This window comes from Yersinia pekkanenii, from assembly GCF_001152565.1.
Classification (GTDB): Bacteria; Pseudomonadota; Gammaproteobacteria; order Enterobacterales; family Enterobacteriaceae; genus Yersinia; species Yersinia pekkanenii.
The window spans coordinates 162,282-186,869 of sequence record NZ_CQAZ01000003.1 but is presented as its reverse complement, the minus strand read 5'-3'; the positions used below and the strand labels follow the sequence as shown (position 1 = coordinate 186,869).

The following is a 24,588-nucleotide window of genomic DNA, read 5'->3' as shown; positions in this document are numbered from 1 at the left end:
ACATCGAACCCATAACAGCAAATGCAGATATTTTTAACTATGGAGCAGATAAATGGAAAAAAGTAACGAGTCATCGCTTGTAACTCCGCCCAAGGCAGTTATGAGCAATGCCCCAAGAGCGAGTTGGCCATAATCGGCGGTGGTGATTCCGTGGGGGTGATTTGTCGATTTCGTGGGCCACGATAGAGGCCGATAAATGCAGGTTGGAATGGAATACACATCCGGCTAGAATTCGCTCTCGATGGTCAATAATCTCAGGATGAAACGATGTTACTCACGTTAGAGATGATATGGTCGCACGACCTTAAACGCACCATGCTCACATTAGACGAACTGGACATGACCTATGGGCCAGAGTTGGTAGAGGCGATTAATAACTACACCGCTAAAAGTGCGTTAACACCCCCCGGACTCTGGACACGGAAATACAAAAATCACCACTATCTGACTCAGAGCGTTGAGGCATTACCTTTTTTCATGTTTTTGAAAACGTATGAGCTTGTGCCGGTTGTAGGCGAGTTTTTAGGGAAGAATTTCAAGTTCGTGTGGCCCTCTGACGATAACCACCCTGACACCAGTTTTAATGTCTGGATTGGCACCCCAACAGAATCCGAATCTGTGGCAATTGCGATGCAATTAACTGCCTAAAAAGAATAGCGAAAACCGATAAAATGACATAGCAGCAATAAAGCCCACAAATGTGGGCTTTATATCGAAGTGTGGTCGCGTTGTGGACAGCGTTAATAAAAATCCTTTTCTATCAACATAATATTCTATTGACCTTACCCTTGCTGGAAGGTTTAACCTCCATAATTAGTGAAAACAACATTGTCAGTCAAGCGGAATAAAATCTGTACAGCCCATGGTTACGGTAGGATCGACGATTAGTGTAGATAACAGCCGCAGATGCGATATATGACTGGGAATACCGACTAAACTTATCCCGACGAAATTAACGGATAGGTTGCTACTTGATAAGGAGTTAATTATGTTGCATACCACAGTGCTCGCCTTACAGGGTCTTTCCTGTATGAGTTGTGCTAAACGGGTGAAAACGGCGTTAGAAAACCGTGAAGATGTTCATCATGCTGAAGTGAATGTTCACTACGCCAAAGTAACCGGTGAGGCCGAGACTAATGCGCTGATTGATACTATCAAACAAGCCGGTTATCAGGCCGCAGAAGCTCAAACCCCCGATGTTGAGTTACCGCTCTCCGGTTTGAGTTGTGGTCATTGTACCGAAACCACACGCAAAGCACTTGAAGCGGTTCCCGGTGTGATTGCAGCAGATGTGACACTCGATAGTGCCAAGGTATATGGCAAAGTTGAGGCTCAAACATTGATAGATGCCGTGGAGCAAGCGGGTTATCACGCCATGTTGCCAGACAGCCAATCGCCAAAAACTGAGCCGCTGACTCACTCAGCCCCATCTTCGCCGGAAAATCTGGCAGCGGCCTCTTCAACTCTTCCGGTTGCAGCAGTGACTTCGGTAAAAGCAGTTATTCCTGCCAAAACAATTATTCCTGCCAAAACAGGCGATGCTAAGCCATCAGATAACCATCAAACAACAGCAACGATACCGGGCAACACATTGGCAACAGAACCAAATGCCGCGGATAACGATAGCGTTCAGTTATTGCTGACCGGCATGAGTTGCGCCAGTTGCGTATCCAAAGTTCAACATGCACTGGAAAATGTTGATGGTGTCGAGGTAGCTCGTGTCAATCTGGCCGAACGCAGTGCATTGGTCACCGGTAACCCGAGCAATGAGGCCTTAATCGCGGCAGTCAAGAATGCCGGTTATGGCGCAGAGATCATTGAAGACGAAGGGGAGCGACGCGAACGCCAGCAACAGATGTCGCACGCCAGTATGAAGCGTTTCCAATGGCAAGCTGCACTGGGCTTGCTCTTGGGTATTCCATTGATGGGATGGGGGTTATTTGGCGGCAGCATGACGCTAACACCAGAGACCCAAACGCCGTGGCTTATTGTCGGGGTTATCACCCTGTTGGTGATGATATTTGCAGGTGGGCATTTCTACCGTAATGCCTGGGTCAGCCTAAAGAATGGCAGTGCCACAATGGATACTCTGGTGGCATTGGGTACCGGGGCCGCCTGGGCCTACTCCATCACCGTAAACATCTGGCCGGATGTTTTCCCGATGGAAGCTCGCCATCTTTATTATGAAGCCAGTGCCATGATTATCGGCTTGATTAATCTTGGTCATGCCATGGAACAGCGGGCCAGACAGCGTTCATCTAATGCGCTGGAACGGTTGTTGGATCTGGCCCCCCCGACGGCGCGGATAGTAACAGACCAAGGCGAGAGAGTGATCCCGCTGGCGGATGTCCAACTGGGCATGACCTTGCGCCTGACCACCGGTGACCGCGTACCGGTTGATGGTGAGATTGTTCAGGGTGAAGTGTGGATGGATGAAGCTATGCTGACCGGTGAGCCTATCCCACAACAAAAATCAGCCGGTGATAAGGTACATGCAGGAACCCAGGTGCAGGACGGCTCGGTGCTATTTCGCGCTAATGCCATCGGTAGCCAAACAACCCTGGCGAGGATCATCAAACTGGTGCGCCAGGCACAAAGCAGTAAGCCAGAAATTGGCAAACTGGCAGATAGGATCTCGGCGGTATTTGTGCCGACCGTGGTGGCAATTGCCGTGATCGCCGGGCTGATTTGGTATTTCTTCGGCCCGCAACCGCAGTTGGTCTATACCCTGGTGGTCGCGACCACGGTGCTGATCATTGCCTGCCCATGTGCCCTTGGCTTAGCCACTCCGATGTCGATTATCTCTGGAGTTGGACGGGCCGCCGAGTTTGGTGTGCTGGTACGTGATGCCGATGCGTTGCAGCAAGCCAGTAATCTTGACACCTTAGTCTTCGACAAAACAGGCACCCTGACCGAAGGGCAGCCGCAAGTGGTGGCAATCCATACTTTCAACGGGGTAAGCGAACAGCAAGCACTGGAGTGGGCGGCGGCCCTGGAAACCGGCTCTAATCACCCGCTGGCCCGCGCTATTTTACAGCGTGCGCAAGGGATGACACTGGCTCCCGTCAGCCAGTTCCGTACATTGCGCGGTTTGGGGGTCAGTGGCGAGGTCGATGGCGTTCCACTGTTACTGGGGAACAACCGTCTACTTGAAGAGCAACAGATTGATACCCGTGAATTACAAGCACTGATGCGGCAACAAGCTGAAACGGGTACCACTCCGGTTATCCTCACCGCGAAGGGTAAACCGGCAGCGCTGCTATCAATCCGCGATCCACTGCGCAGTGACAGTATCAGTGCGTTGCAACGACTGCATCAGATGGGATACAACCTGGTGATGTTAACCGGTGATAACCCTATTACCGCCAATGCGATTGCTAAAGAAGCGGGTATTGATCAGGTCATCGCCGGAGTGCTGCCTGATGGCAAAGCAGAGGCTATCAAGCAATTGCAAGCCGCCGGGCATAAAGTGGCAATGATTGGCGACGGTATCAATGATGCACCGGCACTGGCACAAGCAGATGTCGGGATTGCCATGGGTGGCGGTAGCGATATTGCGATTGAAACTGCGGCTATCACGCTGATGCGCCATAGCCTGCATGGGGTCGCGGATGCGGTTGAGCTTGCTAAAGCGACATTGCGCAACATGAAGCAAAACCTGCTGGGCGCGTTTTTCTACAACGCACTGGGTATCCCGATTGCCGCGGGGATTTTGTTCCCCTTCACCGGTACGCTGCTCAGCCCGGTAGTCGCAGGGGCGGCCATGGCGCTGTCATCCATCACCGTAGTCACTAACGCTAACCGTTTATTGCGTTTTAAACCCAAGCAGTAAATGCGGCTAATGTGCTCATGAATATATGCCCTAAATAATGCGAGTTGCAGGAAGTCAACGCACATGCAGCTTGAAGTATGACGGGTATAACCTAATGGCGCACAACACTTTCATGTGCGCCATTTAGCGTTTAGCATATAGAAAACGCTGATAAAGGAACCACATGGGCCAATTATTACGCCGCATCGCAAAACTGCTGGGTATTGTCACGCCGACAACTTACCGCTATCCGGCGTTGGATATTACCTTGCCCGGTGAACGCCACTTCCATATGGTCGGCAGCATTCATATGGGAACCGAAGGTATGTTTCCCCTCCCCCACCCGTTGCTGGATAAATTGAATCAGGCTGATGCACTTATTGTTGAAGCTAATATCACCGAAGCCACATCACCTTTTGCTAATGACCCCGTTGCCGAGCCATTAATCGACAGATTGTCCGAAGATAATTACCAGCAACTGCTGCGCCGCTGCGAAGAGCTGGATAATGACCCGCAGTCGATGGCCTTTCTGCCCGCATGGCAAGTCGCCTTGATGCTTCAGGCCCGTCAGGCTCAGCGTTTGGGGCTACGGGGCAAATACGGCATTGATTATCAATTATTGAAAGCGGCTACGGCGCAGGAGAAAAGAATTATTGAGCTGGAAGGGACACAAATGCAGCTCGATTTACTGGAAACATTACCTGATAACGGTATGTCTTTGCTGCTTGATACGCTGACCCATTGGCATACCAACGCCCGCCTGCTGCAAACCATGATTGGCTGGTGGCTGGAACATCAACCCGTCAATAGCCTGGCAACACTGACACCGACCTTTAGCCAGAATCTGTATGATGTGTTAATGATTCAACGCAACAAACGCTGGCAACACCTGATTGAAAAACTGCCTTCTGGCCACTATGTGGTCGCGGTCGGCGCGCTACATTTGTATGGCGAGGGCAATCTTCCCAAATTATTGCAACCCAACGAACGGTAAAAAAATGGCCGATATCGCTATCGGCCAGTCAAAGAGGAATTTTCATTATTTTAGTTATTAAGCGCCCACATTCCTTGCGGATAATATGAGCAACAGGTATAGGGTAACAACCCGATGATGAGATTAGCAACCGACATTCATCATTACTTGCGTCACTAATAATTATTATGCTGATTTCATTAGGTTAATTTTTAATCCACCCGCAATAATTGCGTGTAAGATAAGTAATCTAAATGAATCTTCATTTTAAACTGGACATTTATTATGACACCTGCGGTTATTTTGCTGGAAAAACAAAAGGTTCCGTTTACATTGCACTCTTACCATCACGATGCGGCAGAGACTAACTTTGGTGATGAGGCGGTCAAAAAGTTGGGCCTTAATGCTGATCAGGTTTATAAAACGTTACTGATCAGCTTGAATGGTGATGCCAAAAACTTGGCCGTTGCCGTCACCCCTGTAGCTAGCCAGCTTGATCTGAAAAAGGTCGCACGCGCCTTGGGCGCAAAAAAGGCAGAGATGGCTGACCCGCAATTAGCGCAGCGGATCACCGGCTATTTAGTCGGCGGTATCAGTCCATTGGGGCAGAAGAAGCGCTTACCCACGGTTATTGATAGCCAGGCTCAGGAATATGACACCCTATTCGTTTCCGGCGGCAAGCGTGGTTTAGATATTGAATTGGCTGCAACAGATTTATGTCAGTTACTGCAAGGTACATTTGCCGATATCGCCAAGCGGGATTGATAAATCTGCCGTATTAAAAATGGTGTAAAAAAACCACCAGAAGCCCCCACGGCCAAATGGGGGCTTCCAGATTTACACTTTATTTATAAATAGTAGTCAATTATAAATAACAGTCACTTATAAACAATTTCGCCCTTCGGCTGATACTGGTTAGCATCCAGCGGAGAGTGCTTTTCAATATACTGCTTCAAAACCTCGGCATCGATAAAACCGGTGTTCACATAGCCCGGTAGAGTGTCGATCTTCGGATAGCCATCGCCACCCAATGCATTGAAATTCAAGGTTGCCAGACGATAAGTTTTGTTCAGTTCTAACGGTTTGCCTTGTATTTTGACATTGCTAACGCCAGTGCCATCCGCGACCAGGCTGACATTAGCAAATTGTGCATAAGCACCTGAATCTACTTTTTTATTTGCCACCACGGCCAAATACTGTTCAACCTCGCGGCCTTTCATATCAGCATAAACCAGCGTATTACCAAATGGCTGAACTTTGAGTACATCTTTATAGGTAATATCACCCGAGTCGATAGAGTCACGAACACCACCGCCACTCATCACGGCAAAATCAGCACCCGCTCGTTCCATTTGTGCGGCTAATAGCATGCGGGCCAGATTGGTCTGCTCAAAACGAACTTTACTGCGATCGCCCTCCAGCTTGCCATTCACACTGCCGACGTTGATCTCTAGCTGCGCCTTGCCGTGCTCTTCAAAAGGCGTCAGCAGCTTCAGCATTGGTGAGTCTTGAGCAATCTCTTGGGTATAAAAGACCCGCTCGCTGGTGCCATCAGCCTTCTCAACTTTTTTCTTTAAATTGATTGGGATCAACTGATAACTCACTAGCGTCAACTCACCATTACGGAATTTGAAATCAGCTCGACCAACATATTTACCCCACTCATGGGCCTGAACGATCCAGGTACCATTCTGCCGGTCGGGCGCACAGGGGCTACCGGGAACATAATCAGCCTGCTTATGGTTCTCACTGACCATACAAACCGGATCCTGCGAGTGACCACCTACTATCATATCCAGATAACCCACAGGCAGGCTGCGCGCCATTTCTACGTCACCCGGAGCATTAGAACCATGCTTACCGTCATCATAATGCCCCATATGAGTCGCGGCGATGATGATTTCAGGCTTTTCTGTTTTCCGCAGTTGATCGACAACTTGCTTCGCTTCAATAGCAGGCGTATGAAACTCTATATCGGTGAAATATTCAGGATTGCCAATTTTGACCGTATCATCGGTTGTTAAACCAATCACCGCAATTTTCACACCTTGCTTATCAAACAACGCATAAGGCTTGAATAACCGCTGTTGAGTACTTTTCTGATAAATATTGGCCGATAGCAGCGGGAAGTTAGCCCACTTCTCTTGCTGACGCAGTACGCTCAGTGGATTATCAAATTCGTGGTTACCGATGGCCATAGCATCATAACCAACCAAACTCATGCCGCGAAAATCAGGCTCAGCATCCTGTAAATCAGACTCAGGTACACCGGTATTGATATCGCCGCCCGAGAGCAATAACAGGCTCCCCCCTTCGGCAGCAACTTGTTGGCGAATGCTATCGATCACGGTTTTCTGCGCCGCTAAACCATACTCGCCATGATCATTTTGCCAGAAGTGCCCATGATGATCATTGGTGTGCAGTATGGTGATATCGTAAGTTTTATCTTTTTCCCAGGCCCCAGCCCATCCAGGAGCAAACGCCAGTGATACCGCCAAGGCACATGCTGTAGTGGGTAATGAAAAACGCATGGAAAATCTCCATTAATCGTTAAAAAACCGTTCAATAAATGCCGGTTTAAAGGGTGAAAATGAGGTAATTCACATCAATAGAACGATAAATCAAGGTGATGCTGTAATGCGGTTATATTCTCTTCCGAGAATACATGGTTGCATTTCATAACTTTGGAATATATATCAAATTGTGTCAGATGTAGTAAAAATCGCTCGATCTGCATAGTATGTATTCATTACCAGAATATTATTAACAGTGAAAATTATTAGGTGAATACTCACTATGACCGATCGCTCTGATCCTGGATTCAAGTCCCCCGTTAATACCACAGTAAAACGCACATCCTTCTCTATTTTAGGGGCTATTAGCGTATCTCACTTACTCAACGACATGATCCAATCGTTGATCCTGGCGATTTATCCTCTATTACAAGCCGAGTTTTCACTGAACTTTGCTCAGATAGGGCTAATTACACTAACTTACCAGCTTACTGCGTCGCTGTTGCAACCACTGATTGGTCTTTATACCGATAAGCACCCACAACCCTACTCACTGCCGATCGGTATGGGTTTCACGCTATCGGGCATATTGCTGTTGGCGGTAGCCACCACATTCCCGGTGGTTTTATTGGCAGCCGCACTGGTTGGAACCGGTTCATCGGTATTCCATCCTGAATCATCACGGGTAGCCCGCATGGCATCCGGTGGCAAGCATGGCATGGCTCAATCTATTTTTCAGGTTGGCGGTAACTTCGGTAGTGCTCTCGGCCCTCTTTTGGCGGCCATCCTTATTGCGCCTTATGGTAAAGGCAATGTTGGCTGGTTTTCACTCGCCGCATTACTGGCTATTGTGGTGTTATTGCAAGTCAGTAAATGGTATCAGCAACAACAAAAAGCCAGCCATGGCAAAATCATTAAAGTCTCATCGGTTAATCTGCTGCCTAAAAAGACAGTTATTCGCACCTTAGCTGTCTTGATGGTACTGATATTCTCTAAATACTTCTACTTGACCAGTATCAGCAGCTATTACACCTTTTATCTGATGCATAGGTTCGGTGTTTCAGTACAAAACGCCCAAATACATTTATTTGTATTCCTATTCGCAGTAGCTGCCGGAACCATTATTGGCGGCCCTCTTGGTGACAAGATAGGGCGAAAGTATGTTATTTGGGGTTCAATATTGGGTGTAGCACCCTTTACCCTCCTTTTACCTCACGCTTCGTTGTACTGGACGGGGGTTTTAACCGTGATCATTGGTGTTATCCTCGCATCAGCCTTCTCAGCAATACTGGTGTACGCACAGGAGCTAATTCCAGGAAAAGTGGGGATGGTATCGGGTTTATTCTTCGGTTTTGCTTTCGGTATGGGGGGCTTAGGTGCGGCTATACTAGGGTATGTTGCTGATTTAACCAGTATTGAACTTGTTTATCAAATATGTGCATTCTTACCATTACTGGGGATATTTACCGCCTTACTGCCCAATATAGAAGATAAGTAATAGTAATAGCCTTATAATCCCGACTGAAATAGGTGTTTCAGTCGGGAGACTCCCCTGACTAACCGTGATAAAAACAGCAAGTCCCACCATAAACAACCACTTCAAACAATTTCCATGCCAAAGCATACTTTTATCGATAAAAAATGAATTTTTATCGCGCATTGATCGCATAAATGCAATAAACTGATGCTATTGCTGTGAAATGCTTGCTGCTCTGCAAATACCCAATAAATTTCAACATGCAGGAACGCGGAAAGTAACGGAGCCAACACACCTACAACTTGAAAGATGACGGGTATAACTAGAAGGAGTCTGGATGCACCACTCAACACCCTTAATTACCACGATCGTCGGAGGCCTTGTTCTTGCTTTCCTCCTCGGCACTCTGGCTCATCGCCTGCGCATCTCACCACTGGTGGGGTACCTTGCCGCAGGGGTGCTTGCCGGGCCCTTCACGCCAGGTTTTGTTGCTGATACGTCATTAGCACCGGAACTGGCTGAAATTGGTGTTATTTTGTTGATGTTTGGTGTCGGACTTCACTTCTCGCTTAAAGACCTCCTTGCAGTAAAATCAATCGCAATACCCGGAGCCGTTGCACAAATTGCTGTCGCTACCCTTTTAGGTATGGGCTTGTCTCATTTATTAGGCTGGGATTTGGTCACCGGATTGGTCTTCGGCCTGTGTCTGTCAACCGCCAGTACCGTGGTACTGCTGCGAGCCTTGGAAGAACGGCAACTGATCGATAGCCAGCGAGGGCAAATTGCGATCGGCTGGTTGATTGTCGAAGATTTAGCTATGGTACTGACATTAGTACTATTACCCGCTTTTGCCGGAGTGATGGGCAACGAAACCACCAGTTTGAGCCAGTTGTTCACTGAATTAGCCATAACGATTGGCAAAGTGATCGCCTTTATTACCCTGATGATTGTTGTTGGCCGCCGATTGGTGCCATGGATACTGGCTAAAACCGCCAGTACCGGCTCACGTGAGCTCTTTACATTGGCAGTGCTGGTACTGGCGCTCGGGATTGCTTACGGCGCTGTGGGGCTGTTTGATGTATCTTTTGCTCTCGGTGCATTCTTCGCCGGAATGGTATTGAATGAATCTGAACTCAGTCATCGCGCGGCACAAGATACTTTGCCGCTACGTGATGCCTTCGCCGTATTGTTCTTCGTGTCTGTCGGTATGCTATTCGACCCGATGATTTTGGTACGCGAACCGCTAGCCGTTTTGGCGTCATTGGCCATTATCATTTTTGGCAAATCAGCCGCAGCTTTCATATTAGTACGGCTATTCGGCCACTCAAAACGAACGGCACTCACCGTTTCCGTCAGTCTGGCGCAAATTGGGGAGTTCGCCTTTATTCTGGCAGGGCTGGGTATTTCACTCGGTTTAATGTCTGAACATGGCCGTAATTTGGTACTGGCAGGGGCAATTCTGTCCATTATGCTCAACCCATTACTTTTCACGCTACTGGATCGCTATTTAGCCAAGAACGAGACGCTGGAAGACCTGAATCTGGAAGAAGCAGTAGAAGAAGAAAAGCAGATCCCCGTCGACCTGTGCAACCATGCATTATTGGTGGGTTATGGCCGGGTCGGGAGTTTATTAGGGGCAAAACTTCATGCAGAAGGGATCCCACTGGTGGTAATCGAGAATTCTCGCCCAAGGGTTGAAGCTCTGCGAGAACAAGGCATTAATGCCGTATTAGGCAATGCTGCCAGTGCTGATATTATGTCGTTGGCACGTCTGGACTGTGCACGTTGGTTGTTACTGACGATCCCCAACGGCTACGAAGCCGGGGAAATTGTTGCCTCAGCCAGAATTAAACGACCCGATATTGAGATTATTGCTCGTGCTCATTATGACGATGAAGTGGTTTATATCTCGGATCGTGGCGCTAATCAGGTTGTTATGGGTGAGCGTGAAATTGCCAACAGCATGCTTAATATGCTGAAAATAGAAACGCTAACTGAAGAAGATAAAATGTCGGTTTGCCCGATATAAATTATATTGCGGCGATCCAACATAATACAAAACAAACAGGGCCAGCATATTGCCGGCCCTGTTTGTTTATCTGCTGAACGAGAACAGCCAACGCCCTACAGTTTGAAAGATGACGGGTATATTATCGTTCCCAGTAAGACTCTTCTAAACTGTCTTCCCGTTCAGGTAAACCACGCGTTAACCGTGGTGAATGTTGATTCAATACCTGATAACTGACCCGATTGGCGTATTTGCACACTTGTGCCAACGAGGAATAGCTAAGATAGCTGCGAACATGTTTGCTAGAGTTCGGAACATTATTACGATGATAGCCATTAGCGGCAATATCATGTAACACCGCGGATAATGCCCCATCCCCAGCCCCGTTGGTATTCATTATTTTCTCTGGCCCCCCCATGTACGGGGCTATGTGGGAATAGATACGCAACGGATTATCGCAATGCTCTTTGCGCATCGCCCTGCTGAATTCGTATAGATTAAATTCTGCAATAGCACCAGGTAATAATGGATGCTGAGTCTGACGTTTATTCATCTCTTCCGTATAACCTGCCATATAAAGCCCATTAGGGCCGGCGGTACAGAGTACTAAATCAACCCAGTTTAGTGTCATATCAGAGGCCATCAACGGATCATTCAAGCCTGTCAATTCATAAGCTTCGTCTTCATTCATCGCTACAATAGAAACATGTTCATTAAGGAAGTCACGCCACCACTGCGGATTATCTGCAATGACGTATTTCGTTCCTAGTGTCATCACAACGGGAACATTATGTTTCTTCGCATAACTAATGGCCTGCATCGTAGCATCTGGCATCGGCTCACCTGGTTTGCAGCGTACCAGATAAGCAGTCAGTACCAGTGCTGATGCACCAGCAATAACATCTTCAGGAATACTTTCCGGCCGTAACTGATTCATGTGACCAGGGCTAATAGCAAATGTCCGCTCACCATTATCCGTAATTAAGGTAAAGCAGCGGCCGATAGCGCCATCAACGGCCTGCAAATAGTTCAAATCAGTACGGCTAGAGGTATTACATAGGTAACGATAGGCATAACTGCCAATCTTGATATTGCTACACATGGTACCCAAAAGAATGGAGCGGTCATCGGCTAATACCGAATAGTTGTGCAACGTATTACCGATGGTACCGCCAGCAAACTCGTGAGTAATCAGTCCATTGAATATCAGTTCCTGATAAAGACGTTCAGCAACATCATCTTCGATCACCAAAGAGTGCCCCTGACTAAGGCCATAACGCGCAATAAAGTTCTCATCGACCTTCGCTTCAATATCAACCAGCGTTTGATCAATGCCAACAATATAAGACGTACTCACTTCATTTTCTGTCTGCGCCGGTTGCAATAATGGATCACGGGCATTAACAGGGAAATAGTGCTTAGATTTGCGTTTACCAGGAAATTTCATTGTTTTGGGTTACAAATGTGAAGATGAAAAGATAAGGAATTTTAGCACATATTACGATATTTCTGAGAGAACCGGGTATTCAGCGAACATAGCCATTTGGATTGGACTGTTGCCAGTTCCACGCATCCGTTAACATATCCGTTAAACTTCTTTTGGCTTTCCAATCTAATTCTTTAAGTGCCAACTCTGCACTTGCCCAACATTCGGCTATGTCGCCAGAGCGCCGAGCGACTATGTGATAAGGAACCTTTTTGCCGGATATACGTTCAAATTCCGTAATCATCTGTAGCACAGAATACCCCGTACCCGATCCCAAATTATAAACCTTGAATCCTTTGGTCAGTTTGTTAAGTGCACAAAGATGCCCTTCAGCAAGATCCATTACATGAATATAATCTCGAACACCTGAGCCATCGACGGTAGGATAATCATTACCATAGACCGCTAATTTGGGGAGTTTTCCAATCGCAACTTGTGTTATAAAAGGCAACAAGTTGTTAGGTATACCATTTGGGTCTTCACCAATTAAACCTGATGGATGGGCACCGACGGGATTAAAGTAGCGTAGCGCCGTGATAGAAAAATCCGGATGGGCCACAGAGAAATCTTTCAATATTTGCTCAACCATAACCTTAGATGAACCATAAGGATTTGTTGTGCCGCCAGTGCGGGCATCTTCAGTCAAGGGAATAAATTCAGGGTCGCCATACACAGTAGCTGATGAACTAAAAATAAGTTTTGTTACACCAGCAGCCACCATCTCCTCAAGCAAAACAATGGAGCCAATAACGTTATTTTGATAATACTCAATCGGTTTAACTACTGATTCACCCACTGATTTCAAACCAGCAAAATGAATAACGGAATCAATTTTATGATCAGAAAATACCCTTTTAAGGCAACCTCTATCTAATACATCACCTTGATAAAATATCGCATTACGGCCGGTGAGTGTAGAGACTCGTAGTAAGGACTCAGCAGAAGCGTTAGATAAATTATCCAATACAACCACATCATCATCAGCTTGCTCTAACAATGTCAATACTGTATGCGAGCCAATATAACCTGCGCCGCCAGTCACTAAAATAGTCATGGTTTACCTATTGGATTTAAGTTATTAAGGCCGATTTGATTACCCAAGAATAATTTCCCGACATTTGTCTTTAACATTATTGATATTAAATTTATTCTTTTGCTTCTGAGCGCCTTTATAGAATGAATCATAATTTGAAAATACAGTATTAAGAGCAGCATCTAATGCTGCTGTCGTATTCTCGATTAAGATACCATTTTGGTCAACAACCTCACCACAACCACCTACATTACTCAAAATAACCGGTAGGCTGGCACTCGTAGCTTCAATTGCAGCCATAGGTAAACCTTCACTTTCTGATGTTAATACAAATACATCATACTCATTAAATTTGTCGAACCCTTTAATTTCACCGTAAAAATGAATATTTTCATAACTATTATATTCTTTTTTAAGATCATGATAATACTCACCATCACCAACAATATCGAGATGGTATTGAGGATTAGCAACGGCTACTTTTAACATTAAATCAGGCCGTTTTGGATAGGCTAATCTGCAAACATAAATAATTTTATTCTGGTGCGGGCGATCTGGCCGCTCAACTAATGGTGTTATAGCATTCAGTTGAGTTACTATTTTTTCAGGCTTGATACCAATAATGTTAACCGCTTTATCAGCATCACTTTGTGAAACACACCATATAACATCCGTGATATTTGATAATAATTTTTCAATATAACAAAATACGGACTTCAATACGTTACCATTGTAAATACATGACCATCCATGAGAAACATACACACCACGGAAACGCAAGAACAAACGAGCTAACCGACTATAAAGACCAGCATTAGCAGAACTGGATACAACAATATCAATTTTGTTTTCTTTAAGTGTCTTATACAAAGCGTAAATAGCCTTAATACTGGCCATTTTTCTGATTTCAGGAATAATAACCACTTTGTCACAGACAATTGTTTCAGTTAACCAACCTGGTTCAGAGGTTATCAAAATAACTCTACAATCTTCTTTAAGAAGCTTAACTTGCTCTATAACCCAACCTTGGGCACCGCCAATAATTGATTTTGTGATTACAAATGCAACATTCTTCATATCATTTCCATAAACAATAAAATGCAAACATGATTAGATAACAGCCTAAAAACCGTCAATGAACACTAATGTGTTTTGCATTTTCGTCGTGAGTCTTTTGCCAAACCAAGTCGCAGATACCATCTGTTGGTTGAAATCCAGCGGGTGCTTCTAATAATAACGAACGAATAGATTCATAATTAAAGTCATCGCAGGCAGTTTCAATCCTGTTTAGTAAAGCACTCAAATTATCCCATTCAAGCATAACTTCAGTTGCGGTCATAATTCGTGGATGATAGGTGTTTTGCACAGATTCACCGATTAGTAACTCTTCGTATAACTTCTCGCCAGGCCGCAAACCTAATATCTCTATCGCAATATCACCATCAGGATTTTCGTCACTCTTAATTGAAAGACCAGAAAGATTAATCATCCGCTTTGCCAAATCAATAATTTTAACCGGCTCACCCATATCTAATACAAAAACATCGCCACCTTGCCCCATTGCACCGGCCTGAATAACAAGCTGAGCCGCTTCAGGAATGGTCATGAAGTAGCGAATAATATCTTTATGAGTAAGAGTGATCGGGCCGCCCTCAGCGATTTGTTTCTTAAAGAGAGGTACGACTGAACCTGAAGAACCGAGTACATTGCCAAAGCGAACCATACAAAATTTTGTCTTATCTTGTTCTTTAGATAATGCCTGCAATACAAGCTCAGCCATTCTCTTAGTGGCTCCCATGGTATTGGTTGGCCGCACGGCTTTATCCGTAGAAATTAAAACAAATTTTTCCACCCCAGACTTGATTGCAGCTTTGGCGCAATAGAGCGTACCGAATATATTGTTTCTCACGCCCTCAACCACATTATTCTCGACAAGTGGGACATGTTTGTAGGCAGCAGCATGATAAACGGTATTAACCTGGAAGCTAGTCATGACTTGGACTAACCTCTTTTCACTTTGCACAGAACCAAGCAATGCTACAAACTCAGTATCAATTTTATTATTTCGACAGATCGATGCTATTTCATTTTCGATGGAGTAAAGTGAAAATTCAGAAACATCAAAGAGAATTAATAAGCTTGGTTTTTCGACAATAATTTGACGACATAGCTCTGAACCAATTGACCCGCCAGCCCCAGTAACCATGACCACTTTTCCAGTGATATTTTTAGCTAATAACTTTCCATCTGGCACGACAGGATCGCGTCCCAATAATTCCTCAATTGACACTTTTTTTAAGCTACTGATTTGTGCTCGACCTTCAACTAAGTCGGACATTCCAGGGATAGATAGAACCTCGCAAGAAAGATTTTCGAGTTTACCAATAACAGCTCGACGCTGACTTTGGCTAACACTTGGCATTGCGAGCAATACCTTCTTGATACCATAGCGACCAATTAGATATTCTAGTTTTTCTGAGGGGTAAACTGTAACGCCATGAATAACGGCTTTATGCAGTTTAGGATTATCGTCAATAAACGCAATTGGAAAATATTCACTTGCTTGCATCAGAGCAGGTAATAATTGTCTACCTGATGCACCCGCACCATAAATCACTACTGGAATCTGCCCTCTGACACCATAGTTTAATAGCATACGAAAGAACAATCGAGAGCCACATATTAATACTAACGAGAAAATAAAGAACATCACAGAGACTGTTCTTGGTAAGTATATGCCCAAGAAATAGGAACCCAATACCAGTAGACCGGAGGAAAGTATCACACCAATCATCACGGTAGTGACAATCTTCGCACTGACATAGCGTAGTACCGTCCGGTACAAACCAAGTCGAATGTAGACCAAAAGAGTCGGTGGTATAATAGCAGCCAATGCCGCCCATTGTTCAACACTGGTAAAGGGACTATCTACATCCAATCGTACCCAGAAAGCGCCCCAATATGCCAAAATAATTAGAATAGTATCTAACAACAGCATAATAATTCGTTTAATAGGTCTTGGTAAAGATAATAAAAATACGAAAAACATATAATACCAACCCCAAGATAGAATGCGCCATTTTTAACGAGTGAATTAAATTAGTTAGTTTATAAAGCCAATCGGTTAACTATTATTAACACCTGCATTAAGTTTATAATCAATATACATAACAGGGATGTAGGAAATAATTAGCGCTATTATTGGATTAACCATATTTAACCCAACCAGCAGTGCAATAGGAAATAGCCAGACAATGTTTATAGCAATAGCAGATAATGTAACCGGTAAATGTCTTTTAAATTTTCTGGCCGCAATTTGGTAGCCGTGGCTTCGATGGGCTTCATAAACTTTAAAACCACCGAGCACTCTACGCGCCAAAGTCCATGTAGCATCGACAATAAATACAGCCAATAAGATCAACCAACAGAAGAAGAATTTTGTTTCTATCCAGCCAGCACTTATTACTAAGGAACCAATAATTAGCCCCAGAAACCCACTACCGGCATCTCCCATAAATATTTTTGCCGGTGGAAAATTCCACAGTAAAAATCCTAAAACTGTACTTGCGAGCAACCAAAGAACCAGATAACTGTCCAGTTCGATGTGATCACCACTTATAAGATAGATGACTATTGCACCAATACAGGTGGTTACAGCTTGAGCACTGGCTAAACCGTCAATACCATCCATAAAATTATAGAGATTCAGCATCCACACTAGAAATAACAACCCCAAAATATTACCAAAAATCCCGAGATTGATAACATATCCTGAAAAAGTTAATATCGGGAACCCACCTAAGCAAAATAGTAAAAATGCGGCGGCAGAAAAATGTGCTAAAAGACGCCAGCGGGCAGCAATATGCCCATGGTCATCCCAGAAGCCAATCAGCGCGATTATCCCACCAGACACCACTAGCCCTATAGCCGTTAAACCTGGCAGATAACCTTGGAAATAGAAAATGGCTATCCCACAGAGGAAACTAACAACTATCGCGACACCACCTCCTCTTGGAGTTGGAATCACATGCGAACTACGTGAGTTAGGCGTATCAATAATATTATTTTTTAATGCATACTTACGTAACACCAACGTTAAGATTGTCGATAACATAAAAAACATAAACACAGCGACTATTTTAACCATCATTATGCTGTTACCTCCCTTAATATTATATATTTCATTCGAGTATATTATTTAATAATAATTAGTCTGTTATTAACATGATATACGGACTACAGAAACATCCCAATATACTCATTCATATTTTTTTAATATTTCGAGTATCTCTTTTTTTTTCTCGTTCACTAAACCAATATTAGCCTTTGATTCTACATTGAGTCTAATCATAGATTCCGTATTAGATAAACGAAGGTTGAAACGCCAGTCAGCAAACTCCATAGAAACACCATCAGTTTCATCGACTATCAAAGCATAATCTTGGAAGGTTTCTTTGATGCACATAATTGCATCTTCAGGATTAGCTAACTTTGAATTTATTTCACCCGATACAGGATATGCTATCATACGTTCACCAATAAGTTGCGCCAGACTCTTATTTCTTATGCATAATAATTGAACAACAAGTAACCATGGTATCATACCTGAATCACAATAATAAAAATCTCTAAAATAATGATGAGCACTCATCTCACCACCATAAATAGCATTTTCTTGTCGCATTCTTTCTTTAATGAAAGCATGACCCGTTTTGGATAGAATTGGCTTTCCACCAAAATTACTAATAATATCTTGAGTATTCCATATCAGGCGCGGATCATGAATTATCTTAGCTCCTTTTTCCTTTTGTAAAAAAAACTCAGCTAATAAGCCAACAATATAATACCCCTCAATAAACTCACCTTTGTGGTTAAATAAAAAACAACGATCAAAATCACCATCAAATGCAATTCCCATATCAGCACTGTACTTAATTACAGCATCTGTAGTGTCTTGTCTTGACTCAGGTAATAATGGGTTAGGTATCCCATTCGGAAATGTACCATCAGGTTCATGGTGAATTTTAATTAGTGTTAGGGGTATATTGTTAATTTTAAAACGTTCTTCTAATGCATCTATGACATGTCCGGCAGCACCATTTCCACTATTAACAACCAACTTCAATGGATTAATACAACCTGGGTCGATATATGTCATGAGATGGTCAATGTAATCATCAAGAATACAGATTGACTTGTACTTCCCTCTGGCTAATTCATCAACAGGTAAAAACTCATTCAATTCAGCTAAATGCTGTATATCGCGTAATCCAGAATCCCCACTAATTGGCTTAGCCTCTTCGCGAATCAATTTCATGCCATTATAATTTATAGGGTTATGACTGGCAGTAACCTCAATACCACCATCTATATTGAGGTGAAATGTTGCAAAATAAATTTCTTCCGTACCCGAAAGTCCAATATCTAACACATCAGTACCGGTATCTAGCAGACCTTGAGCCAGAGCATGCTTGATCTTTTCGCTACTTAAGCGTACATCACCACCTATAACTACTGTTTTAGATTTTGTAAATTCACCGTATGCACGACCGATACGATAGGCAATATTTTCATTTAGTTCTTTGCCTAATTGGCCTCTAATATCGTAGGCTTTAAAACAAGTTAATATATCCATGATTCAATAACCTGCATTTTTATGGTCAATGCGAACAATATCATCTTCCTGCAAGTAACTACCGCTACGAACCTCAATAATTTCCAAATCGAATTTTCCGGGATTTTCTATGGCATGTGCAAGCCCCACAGGTATGTAAGTTGATTCATTTTCCGTTACTAAAAAAATCTCATCACCTCTATATACTTTAGCCGTGCCGGAAACTACGACCCAATGCTCTGCCCTGTGGTGGTGTATTTGCATCGCGGTACGCTGACCTGGGCGCACAATAAGATGTTTGACATGATATCTCTCGCCTTCGGCGATGGAATCATGCGATCCCCAAGGTCTATAAACCTCTCGATGTTGCAAATGTTCAGTACGGCTATTTTTTTTGAGTTGAGCCACTATACTTTTTACATCTTGAACTTTGTCTTTATGGGCAACTAATATCGCATCTTTGGTTTCAACAATAATTAAGTCATTCACACCTACGGTAGCAACTAATTTATTTTTAGAATATATATAACTATCGTTTGTATTTTCTATTAATACATCGCCACGAATGACATTACCATTGCCGTCTTTTTCATTTAAAGCCCAGAGTGCAGACCAGCTACCAACATCACTCCATTTAGCATCCATTGGTACAACTACTGCATCACTTGTTTTTTCCATGACAGCATAATCGATTGAATCCTCGGGACAGTTGAGAAAAGGTTCCTCATTTAGTCGAATAAAATCCAAGTCATTACGGCATCCATCGATAGCTTTTTTACATGAAGCAAAGATTTCAGGACGATATAGTTCCAACTCTTGCAAGTAGCGCGACGCTTTAAAAATAAACATCCCACTGTTCCAGTAATATCCTCCGGAAGCGATAAATTTTTCAGCGGTGGACTGATCAGGTTTTTCGACAAAAGCGTCAACCTTATAAGCATTATCGCCGACACTCATGCCCCGACAAATATAACCATACCCTGATTCTGGAGCATCTGGAACTATACCAAAAGTCACTAGCTTACCTGCTTCTGCAAGAGGTAGCGCACTTATGATTGAGTCAATAAAAGTAGTTCTATCCTGGATAACATGATCAGCAGCTAATACCAGTAGTAGTGGATCTTCGCCTCTTGATCTCGCTAACAATGCTGCCAATGCTATTGCAGGGGCTGTACTACGTCCGGCAGGCTCAAGCACAATACCACTATGCTCAATATGCAGTTGCCGTAACTGTTCAGCAATAATGAATCGATGCTCTTCATTGCAGATAATTAGAGCGGGTTGGTGGGATATTCCATCTAACCGGGTTAACGTTTCTTGCAACATTGTTAATTCGGAAGTTAATGCCAAGAATTGTTTAGGATAAAGTGTTCGGGATAAAGGCCATAACCGACTACCTGTTCCCCCAGCCATAATTACGGGTAATAACATAGATAGCTATATCCTATCTTAAAAAATTTGAGATGAAAAGTATACCATCCAAAAATCAATAAAGACTTTAGGTTGAAGTATGCAACTATTCAGTTCTTACTGATATACTCGCAGCCTGCGAATGGCCCATTTAATTTAATATGCAGACCATTGTGTTAATAAAAACAATAGTGAGGATAGAGTTACACTCTATTTATCTAACATTAATAATATAGCGCTATTACTTTCTTATTTTATCTTGATGATACAAAAACCATTGATAAGTCATTTCAAGTCCTTGTTCTAAAGAAATTTTATAAGTCCAACCTAGGTTAGCTAGTCTGGTGACATCTAATAATTTTCGAGGAGCACCATCAGGTTTGGTATCATCAAATACTAATGCACCTGAAAAATTAATAACCTTGGATATGGTTTCAGCTAACTCACGAATAGTACAATCAATACCAGTCCCGACATTAATATGAGAAGTCATAGGATCAGTATTTTTTTTATAAATATCGCCATCAAGTTCCATGATATATATGCTCGCAGCAGCCATATCTTCTACATGTAAGAATTCACGCATTGGCTTGCCACTACCCCATATAACTATCTCAGAATCATTACGTTGCTTCGCTTCATGGAAACGATTCAGTAATGCTGGAATAACATGTGAATTTTCGGCATGGAAATTATCATTTTCCCCATAGAGATTAGTTGGCATTACACTGCGGTAATCGCGATCATATTGTCGGTTATATGACTCACACAATTTAATACCTGCGATTTTAGCAATCGCATAGGGTTCATTTGTTGATTCTAAACGGCCAGTCAAGAGCGCCTCTTCCTTCATTGGCTGTATGGCTAATTTTGGATAGATACATGAGGAACCAAGAAATAATAATTTTTGTACATCTGCCATATGAGCTGCATGGATTATGTTGCATTCAATGATCAGATTTTCATATATAAAACTGGCGGGATAATTATTATTCGCCAGTATCCCTCCCACTCTGGCTGCCGCTAAATAAACCTCATCAATATTCTCAGTCTTAAAAAAATTCTGTACTGATGTTTGAGACATAAGATCGAGCTCACTGCGTGTCCTTAAGACTAGCTCAATATCATTACGTTCTTTGAGTTTACGAACAATAGCTGAGCCTACCATACCTTGATGTCCGGCAATAAATACTCGTTTTTTATACATTTCTTATTAGCTCTCTATTGAAATGGAGACATCAAAGCCATTAGCTTTCAATAATGCATGTTGCTTAGCTTGTAGCAAGTCATTAGCTACCATTTCAGCACACAACTCTTCAACACTAATTTCGGGTAGCCAACCTAATTTTTGTTTGGCTTTGCCAGGATCCCCAAGAAGAGTTTCAACTTCTGATGGGCGGAAATATTTTGGATCTATGCGTACGACAATGTCACCGATGCGAGCAGTGGGTGCACTATCACCCTCTATTGAAATAATTCTACCAATTTCATCGATTCCTTCCCCAGTAAATTCAAGTTCGATACCGACTTCTCGTGCTGACATACACACAAATTCACGAACTGTAATTTGCTTACCGGTGGCAATAACAAAATCCTCTGGCTGATCTTGTTGTAACATTAACCATTGCATACGAACATAGTCCTTCGCATGACCCCAATCACGTAAAGAGTCTATATTCCCTAAATAAAGGCACTCTTGTAGACCCAAAGCTATATTTGCTATCGCTCTGGTAATTTTTCGTGTGACGAACGTTTCCCCACGGCGTGCTGACTCGTGATTAAATAAAATACCGTTACATGCATACATGCCATATGATTCTCTGTAATTTACAGTAATCCAATATGCATACATTTTTGCAACTGCGTAAGGTGAACGCGGATAAAAGGGAGTGGTCTCCCGCTGTGGTGTTTCTTGTACCAATCCATAAAGCTCTGACGTTGAGGCTTGATAAAAACGAGTTTTCTTTTCAAATCCATTAATTCGTATGGCTTCAAGAAGGCGAAGAGTACCCATTGCATCTACATCAGCGGTATATTCTGGGGATTCAAATGATACCGCAACGTGAGATTGTGCTCCTAAATTATAAATCTCATCTGGCTGAATTTCTCGAACCAGCCTTACTAGATTAGAGGTATCAGTTAAATCACCATAATGAAGGAAGAAGCGAGTATCTGCGCCTTGATAATTCTGAAAAATATGATCAATTCGGCTGGTATTGAAAGAGGATGAACGACGCTGAATTCCATGAACTTCATAGCCTTTATCTAATAAAAGCTCCGCAAGGTAGGAACCATCTTGTCCAGTAATTCCTGTTATTAATGCCTTTTTCATTTTAACCTCAACCTTATCTTGATCTAAAAAAGAACTTCGCGATGGCCACTAATATTGCAAAAAAATAAATCAATGATTTTCTTAATAAGCACTCTCTTAACATTAGAGATGCTGTTTCAGCATATGCCAGTGGTTTTCTTTGTGCTGTACTGTCATGAACTCTATAATTAAAAAGAATTTCAGGAAGATTATCCCACTTTACACCATCTCTAGAGAGCCTAAGCCACAGATCATAATCCTCTGAGTTATAACCTGCATTATATCCTCTAACACTCAATATTTTATCTCGCCTAAAAATTACAGCAGGATGGCAAAAAACGTTCATAAATGGTATTTTTTTATTAATCTGTATACCTGTCGGATATTTTCTAGTGCCAGTTATTTCGCCATCAGAATTAATTATATTAATATCACAACCAAGGACGTCTAGTTCATTTTTATAAATGTAATTCAATTGTTTTTCAACCCTGTCTCTATTAGAGATATCGTCTGCATCCATGCGTAGAACATACTCATAGTTACAAAGACATAACCCATAATTAAGAGCGTAGGCTAGTTGTCCCAATTCAGTTGTAACAATTTTTATTTTTGACTCACTGCCATAAAACTCGATAATCTCTCGCTCTATTAATTGGCGATCTGGCCCATTAATAACAATTATAAACTCATCAACTGGTCTGGTTTGAAATAAGATACTATCAATAGCTAATTTTGTGTAAGTATCTATATTATTCAGCGCTAATAAAGCGCTTACACCATGTTTTATTTTCATAATAAATCTCAAAAATCACTAGAGTATCTTATTTGAAATAAATCTAATCAAACAACCTCGAAGTCCCACCCAATGCGAGTATTAGCCTCTATTGACATAAATTGAGCTTTTGAGTTTGGAATAACTACTCTGGTATTTTCATTCAGACTCAAAATAGCAGCCCACCAACTAAAGGTACTCCCACTCAAAATAAAGTCTTTGCAACACATTAGACCAATAAAATCCTCTATTGCAGAATTACCAGAAAAATAAACTATACCATCAGACTCACCTAACTTGTCTCGACACCAACCAATATCATCTGAGAAAACAATAAAATTGCGGTTGTTGAATTTTTTAATTGATTTTTTAATATAGTCAATGCCTGTAGCTAAGTGCAGTGGGTCAGTTGATTTTATAAAATCCCCACGTCGAATGTGTATGCCGACATAGTGACGCTCAAAAAATTCAGACTCACATTTTTTTATAAATTCGCCATGAATAGATCTCATGTTAGAAAGAAAAATATCTCTTGAAAATATGGCAGCTTCAATAAATTGAAAATATCCAAACTGATAGCGATAATTAGCCATCTTGTTGCAATGCTCGAAATCTGTTAATGCATCATAATCATGCAGCAATATATTCGGTATAGAATGCACACCTAATATTCGCAATGATTTTCTTATTATTTTTGAAGACAATCTGTCATCAAGCATTATTAACTTCTCTTTAGAGACAGATAATAATGGAACTTTCCCAATCAACTGAGAAAAGTTAATTGACGCATGTTGACTTTGTGAATATAAAAGTTGCAAATTGATTTCAACATTATATTGATATTTTCTTACTAAATAATTAGCCCAAGCAATTTGAAATAATTGATTTCCTAAACCACCTTGAACTAATACACTGATCTTCATAAACATTCCTGTAATTATTAATAAATAATTCGTTTAAGTTAATAGGAAAGTTTAAATTATTCACCCACTCTCTATGAACTAACTTAATCATACAAACGATATATAGGGTGAATATATACACCAGTATATATTCCAAATGAATCATCAGCGAATGGACATTAACACTAGCCATGCGAAAGCTTCAAAAGCCCGTATTGTACATCAGATTCTACTAATTGGAGGTATTACCATTCTTTTTAATAGCTTTTACGTTAGTC

Annotated in this window: 18 protein-coding genes and 1 pseudogene; 7 read left to right on the top strand and 12 right to left on the bottom strand. The window is 42.5% G+C overall.

What is annotated here, in order from left to right; translation table 11 throughout:
* The first annotated feature begins 267 nt into the window (after window positions 1-267).
* The 5 genes and pseudogenes from AEP37_RS02650 (at window position 268) to ybaK (ending at window position 5,549) form a co-directional block, all read left to right on the top strand.
* Window positions 268-648 carry a hypothetical protein gene (locus tag AEP37_RS02650; RefSeq protein WP_049609414.1) on the top strand — a complete coding sequence of 127 codons (381 nt, stop codon included), beginning with the start codon at window positions 268-270 and terminating at the stop codon, window positions 646-648.
* 340 nt (window positions 649-988) lie between these two features.
* Window positions 989-1,114, top strand: a pseudogene (locus AEP37_RS27840) (cation transporter); the annotation flags it as partial.
* The gene (gene copA / locus AEP37_RS02645) at window positions 1,094-3,832 is read left to right on the top strand and encodes a copper-exporting P-type ATPase CopA (protein WP_408068317.1); all 2,739 of its coding nucleotides are present in this window, start codon (window positions 1,094-1,096) and stop codon (window positions 3,830-3,832) included. The pseudogene AEP37_RS27840 and the gene copA, both read left to right, overlap by 21 nt.
* A gap of 163 nt (window positions 3,833-3,995) precedes the next feature.
* The gene (locus tag AEP37_RS02640) at window positions 3,996-4,805 is read left to right on the top strand and encodes a TraB/GumN family protein (RefSeq protein ID WP_049609405.1); all 810 of its coding nucleotides are present in this window, start codon (window positions 3,996-3,998) and stop codon (window positions 4,803-4,805) included.
* Between the two features lie 264 nt (window positions 4,806-5,069).
* Window positions 5,070-5,549, top strand: a complete 480-nt coding sequence (ybaK, locus tag AEP37_RS02635; protein ID WP_049609401.1) for a Cys-tRNA(Pro)/Cys-tRNA(Cys) deacylase YbaK — start codon at window positions 5,070-5,072, stop codon at window positions 5,547-5,549.
* A 113-nt stretch (window positions 5,550-5,662) separates the two neighbouring features.
* Here ybaK and ushA read toward each other — a convergent pair whose 3' ends face one another.
* Entirely contained in the window at window positions 5,663-7,315 is a 1,653-nt protein-coding gene (gene ushA / locus AEP37_RS02630; RefSeq protein ID WP_049609396.1) for a bifunctional UDP-sugar hydrolase/5'-nucleotidase UshA, read from the bottom strand.
* Between the two features lie 265 nt (window positions 7,316-7,580).
* On the opposite strand from ushA, the gene AEP37_RS02625 reads away from it, so the two are divergent.
* Window positions 7,581-8,795, top strand: coding sequence for an MFS transporter (locus AEP37_RS02625; protein WP_049609393.1), 1,215 nt, complete (start codon window positions 7,581-7,583; stop codon window positions 8,793-8,795).
* A 316-nt stretch (window positions 8,796-9,111) separates the two neighbouring features.
* A complete protein-coding gene (gene ybaL, locus AEP37_RS02620) occupies window positions 9,112-10,803 on the top strand; it encodes a YbaL family putative K(+) efflux transporter (protein ID WP_049609391.1) in 1,692 nt (563 codons plus the stop codon).
* A 121-nt stretch (window positions 10,804-10,924) separates the two neighbouring features.
* On the opposite strand, the gene AEP37_RS02615 is transcribed toward ybaL, so the two are convergent.
* From AEP37_RS02615 to AEP37_RS02565, 11 genes are all read right to left on the bottom strand, one after another.
* Window positions 10,925-12,229 (bottom strand): inosine/guanosine kinase, encoded by a 1,305-nt coding sequence (locus AEP37_RS02615; protein WP_049609388.1) that lies wholly within the window; start codon window positions 12,227-12,229, stop codon window positions 10,925-10,927.
* A gap of 79 nt (window positions 12,230-12,308) precedes the next feature.
* A complete protein-coding gene (gene galE / locus AEP37_RS02610; RefSeq protein WP_049609385.1) occupies window positions 12,309-13,322 on the bottom strand; it encodes a UDP-glucose 4-epimerase GalE in 1,014 nt (337 codons plus the stop codon).
* A gap of 39 nt (window positions 13,323-13,361) precedes the next feature.
* Complete coding sequence (locus AEP37_RS02605) at window positions 13,362-14,378, bottom strand: glycosyltransferase (RefSeq protein WP_049609381.1); 1,017 nt, start codon at window positions 14,376-14,378, stop codon at window positions 13,362-13,364.
* Between the two features lie 55 nt (window positions 14,379-14,433).
* Complete coding sequence (locus AEP37_RS02600) at window positions 14,434-16,350, bottom strand: polysaccharide biosynthesis protein (RefSeq protein ID WP_072086228.1); 1,917 nt, start codon at window positions 16,348-16,350, stop codon at window positions 14,434-14,436.
* 75 nt (window positions 16,351-16,425) lie between these two features.
* Window positions 16,426-17,448 carry an MraY family glycosyltransferase gene (locus tag AEP37_RS02595; protein WP_408068316.1) on the bottom strand — a complete coding sequence of 341 codons (1,023 nt, stop codon included), beginning with the start codon at window positions 17,446-17,448 and terminating at the stop codon, window positions 16,426-16,428.
* Window positions 17,449-17,559: 111 nt separating this feature from the next.
* Window positions 17,560-18,936, bottom strand: coding sequence for a phosphohexomutase domain-containing protein (locus AEP37_RS02590; RefSeq protein ID WP_049609372.1), 1,377 nt, complete (start codon window positions 18,934-18,936; stop codon window positions 17,560-17,562).
* 3 nt (window positions 18,937-18,939) lie between these two features.
* The gene (locus tag AEP37_RS02585) at window positions 18,940-20,346 is read right to left on the bottom strand and encodes a mannose-1-phosphate guanylyltransferase/mannose-6-phosphate isomerase (protein ID WP_049609370.1); all 1,407 of its coding nucleotides are present in this window, start codon (window positions 20,344-20,346) and stop codon (window positions 18,940-18,942) included.
* Window positions 20,347-20,566: 220 nt separating this feature from the next.
* Complete coding sequence (gene fcl / locus AEP37_RS02580) at window positions 20,567-21,532, bottom strand: GDP-L-fucose synthase (RefSeq protein WP_049609364.1); 966 nt, start codon at window positions 21,530-21,532, stop codon at window positions 20,567-20,569.
* A 6-nt stretch (window positions 21,533-21,538) separates the two neighbouring features.
* Entirely contained in the window at window positions 21,539-22,657 is a 1,119-nt protein-coding gene (gene gmd, locus AEP37_RS02575; protein WP_049609361.1) for a GDP-mannose 4,6-dehydratase, read from the bottom strand.
* 13 nt (window positions 22,658-22,670) lie between these two features.
* Window positions 22,671-23,429, bottom strand: a complete 759-nt coding sequence (locus tag AEP37_RS02570; protein WP_049609357.1) for a glycosyltransferase — start codon at window positions 23,427-23,429, stop codon at window positions 22,671-22,673.
* Window positions 23,430-23,476: 47 nt separating this feature from the next.
* On the bottom strand, window positions 23,477-24,331 hold the full coding sequence (locus tag AEP37_RS02565; protein WP_049609354.1) for an alpha-1,2-fucosyltransferase: 855 nt from the start codon (window positions 24,329-24,331) through the stop codon (window positions 23,477-23,479).
* Window positions 24,332-24,588: the final 257 nt, after the last annotated feature.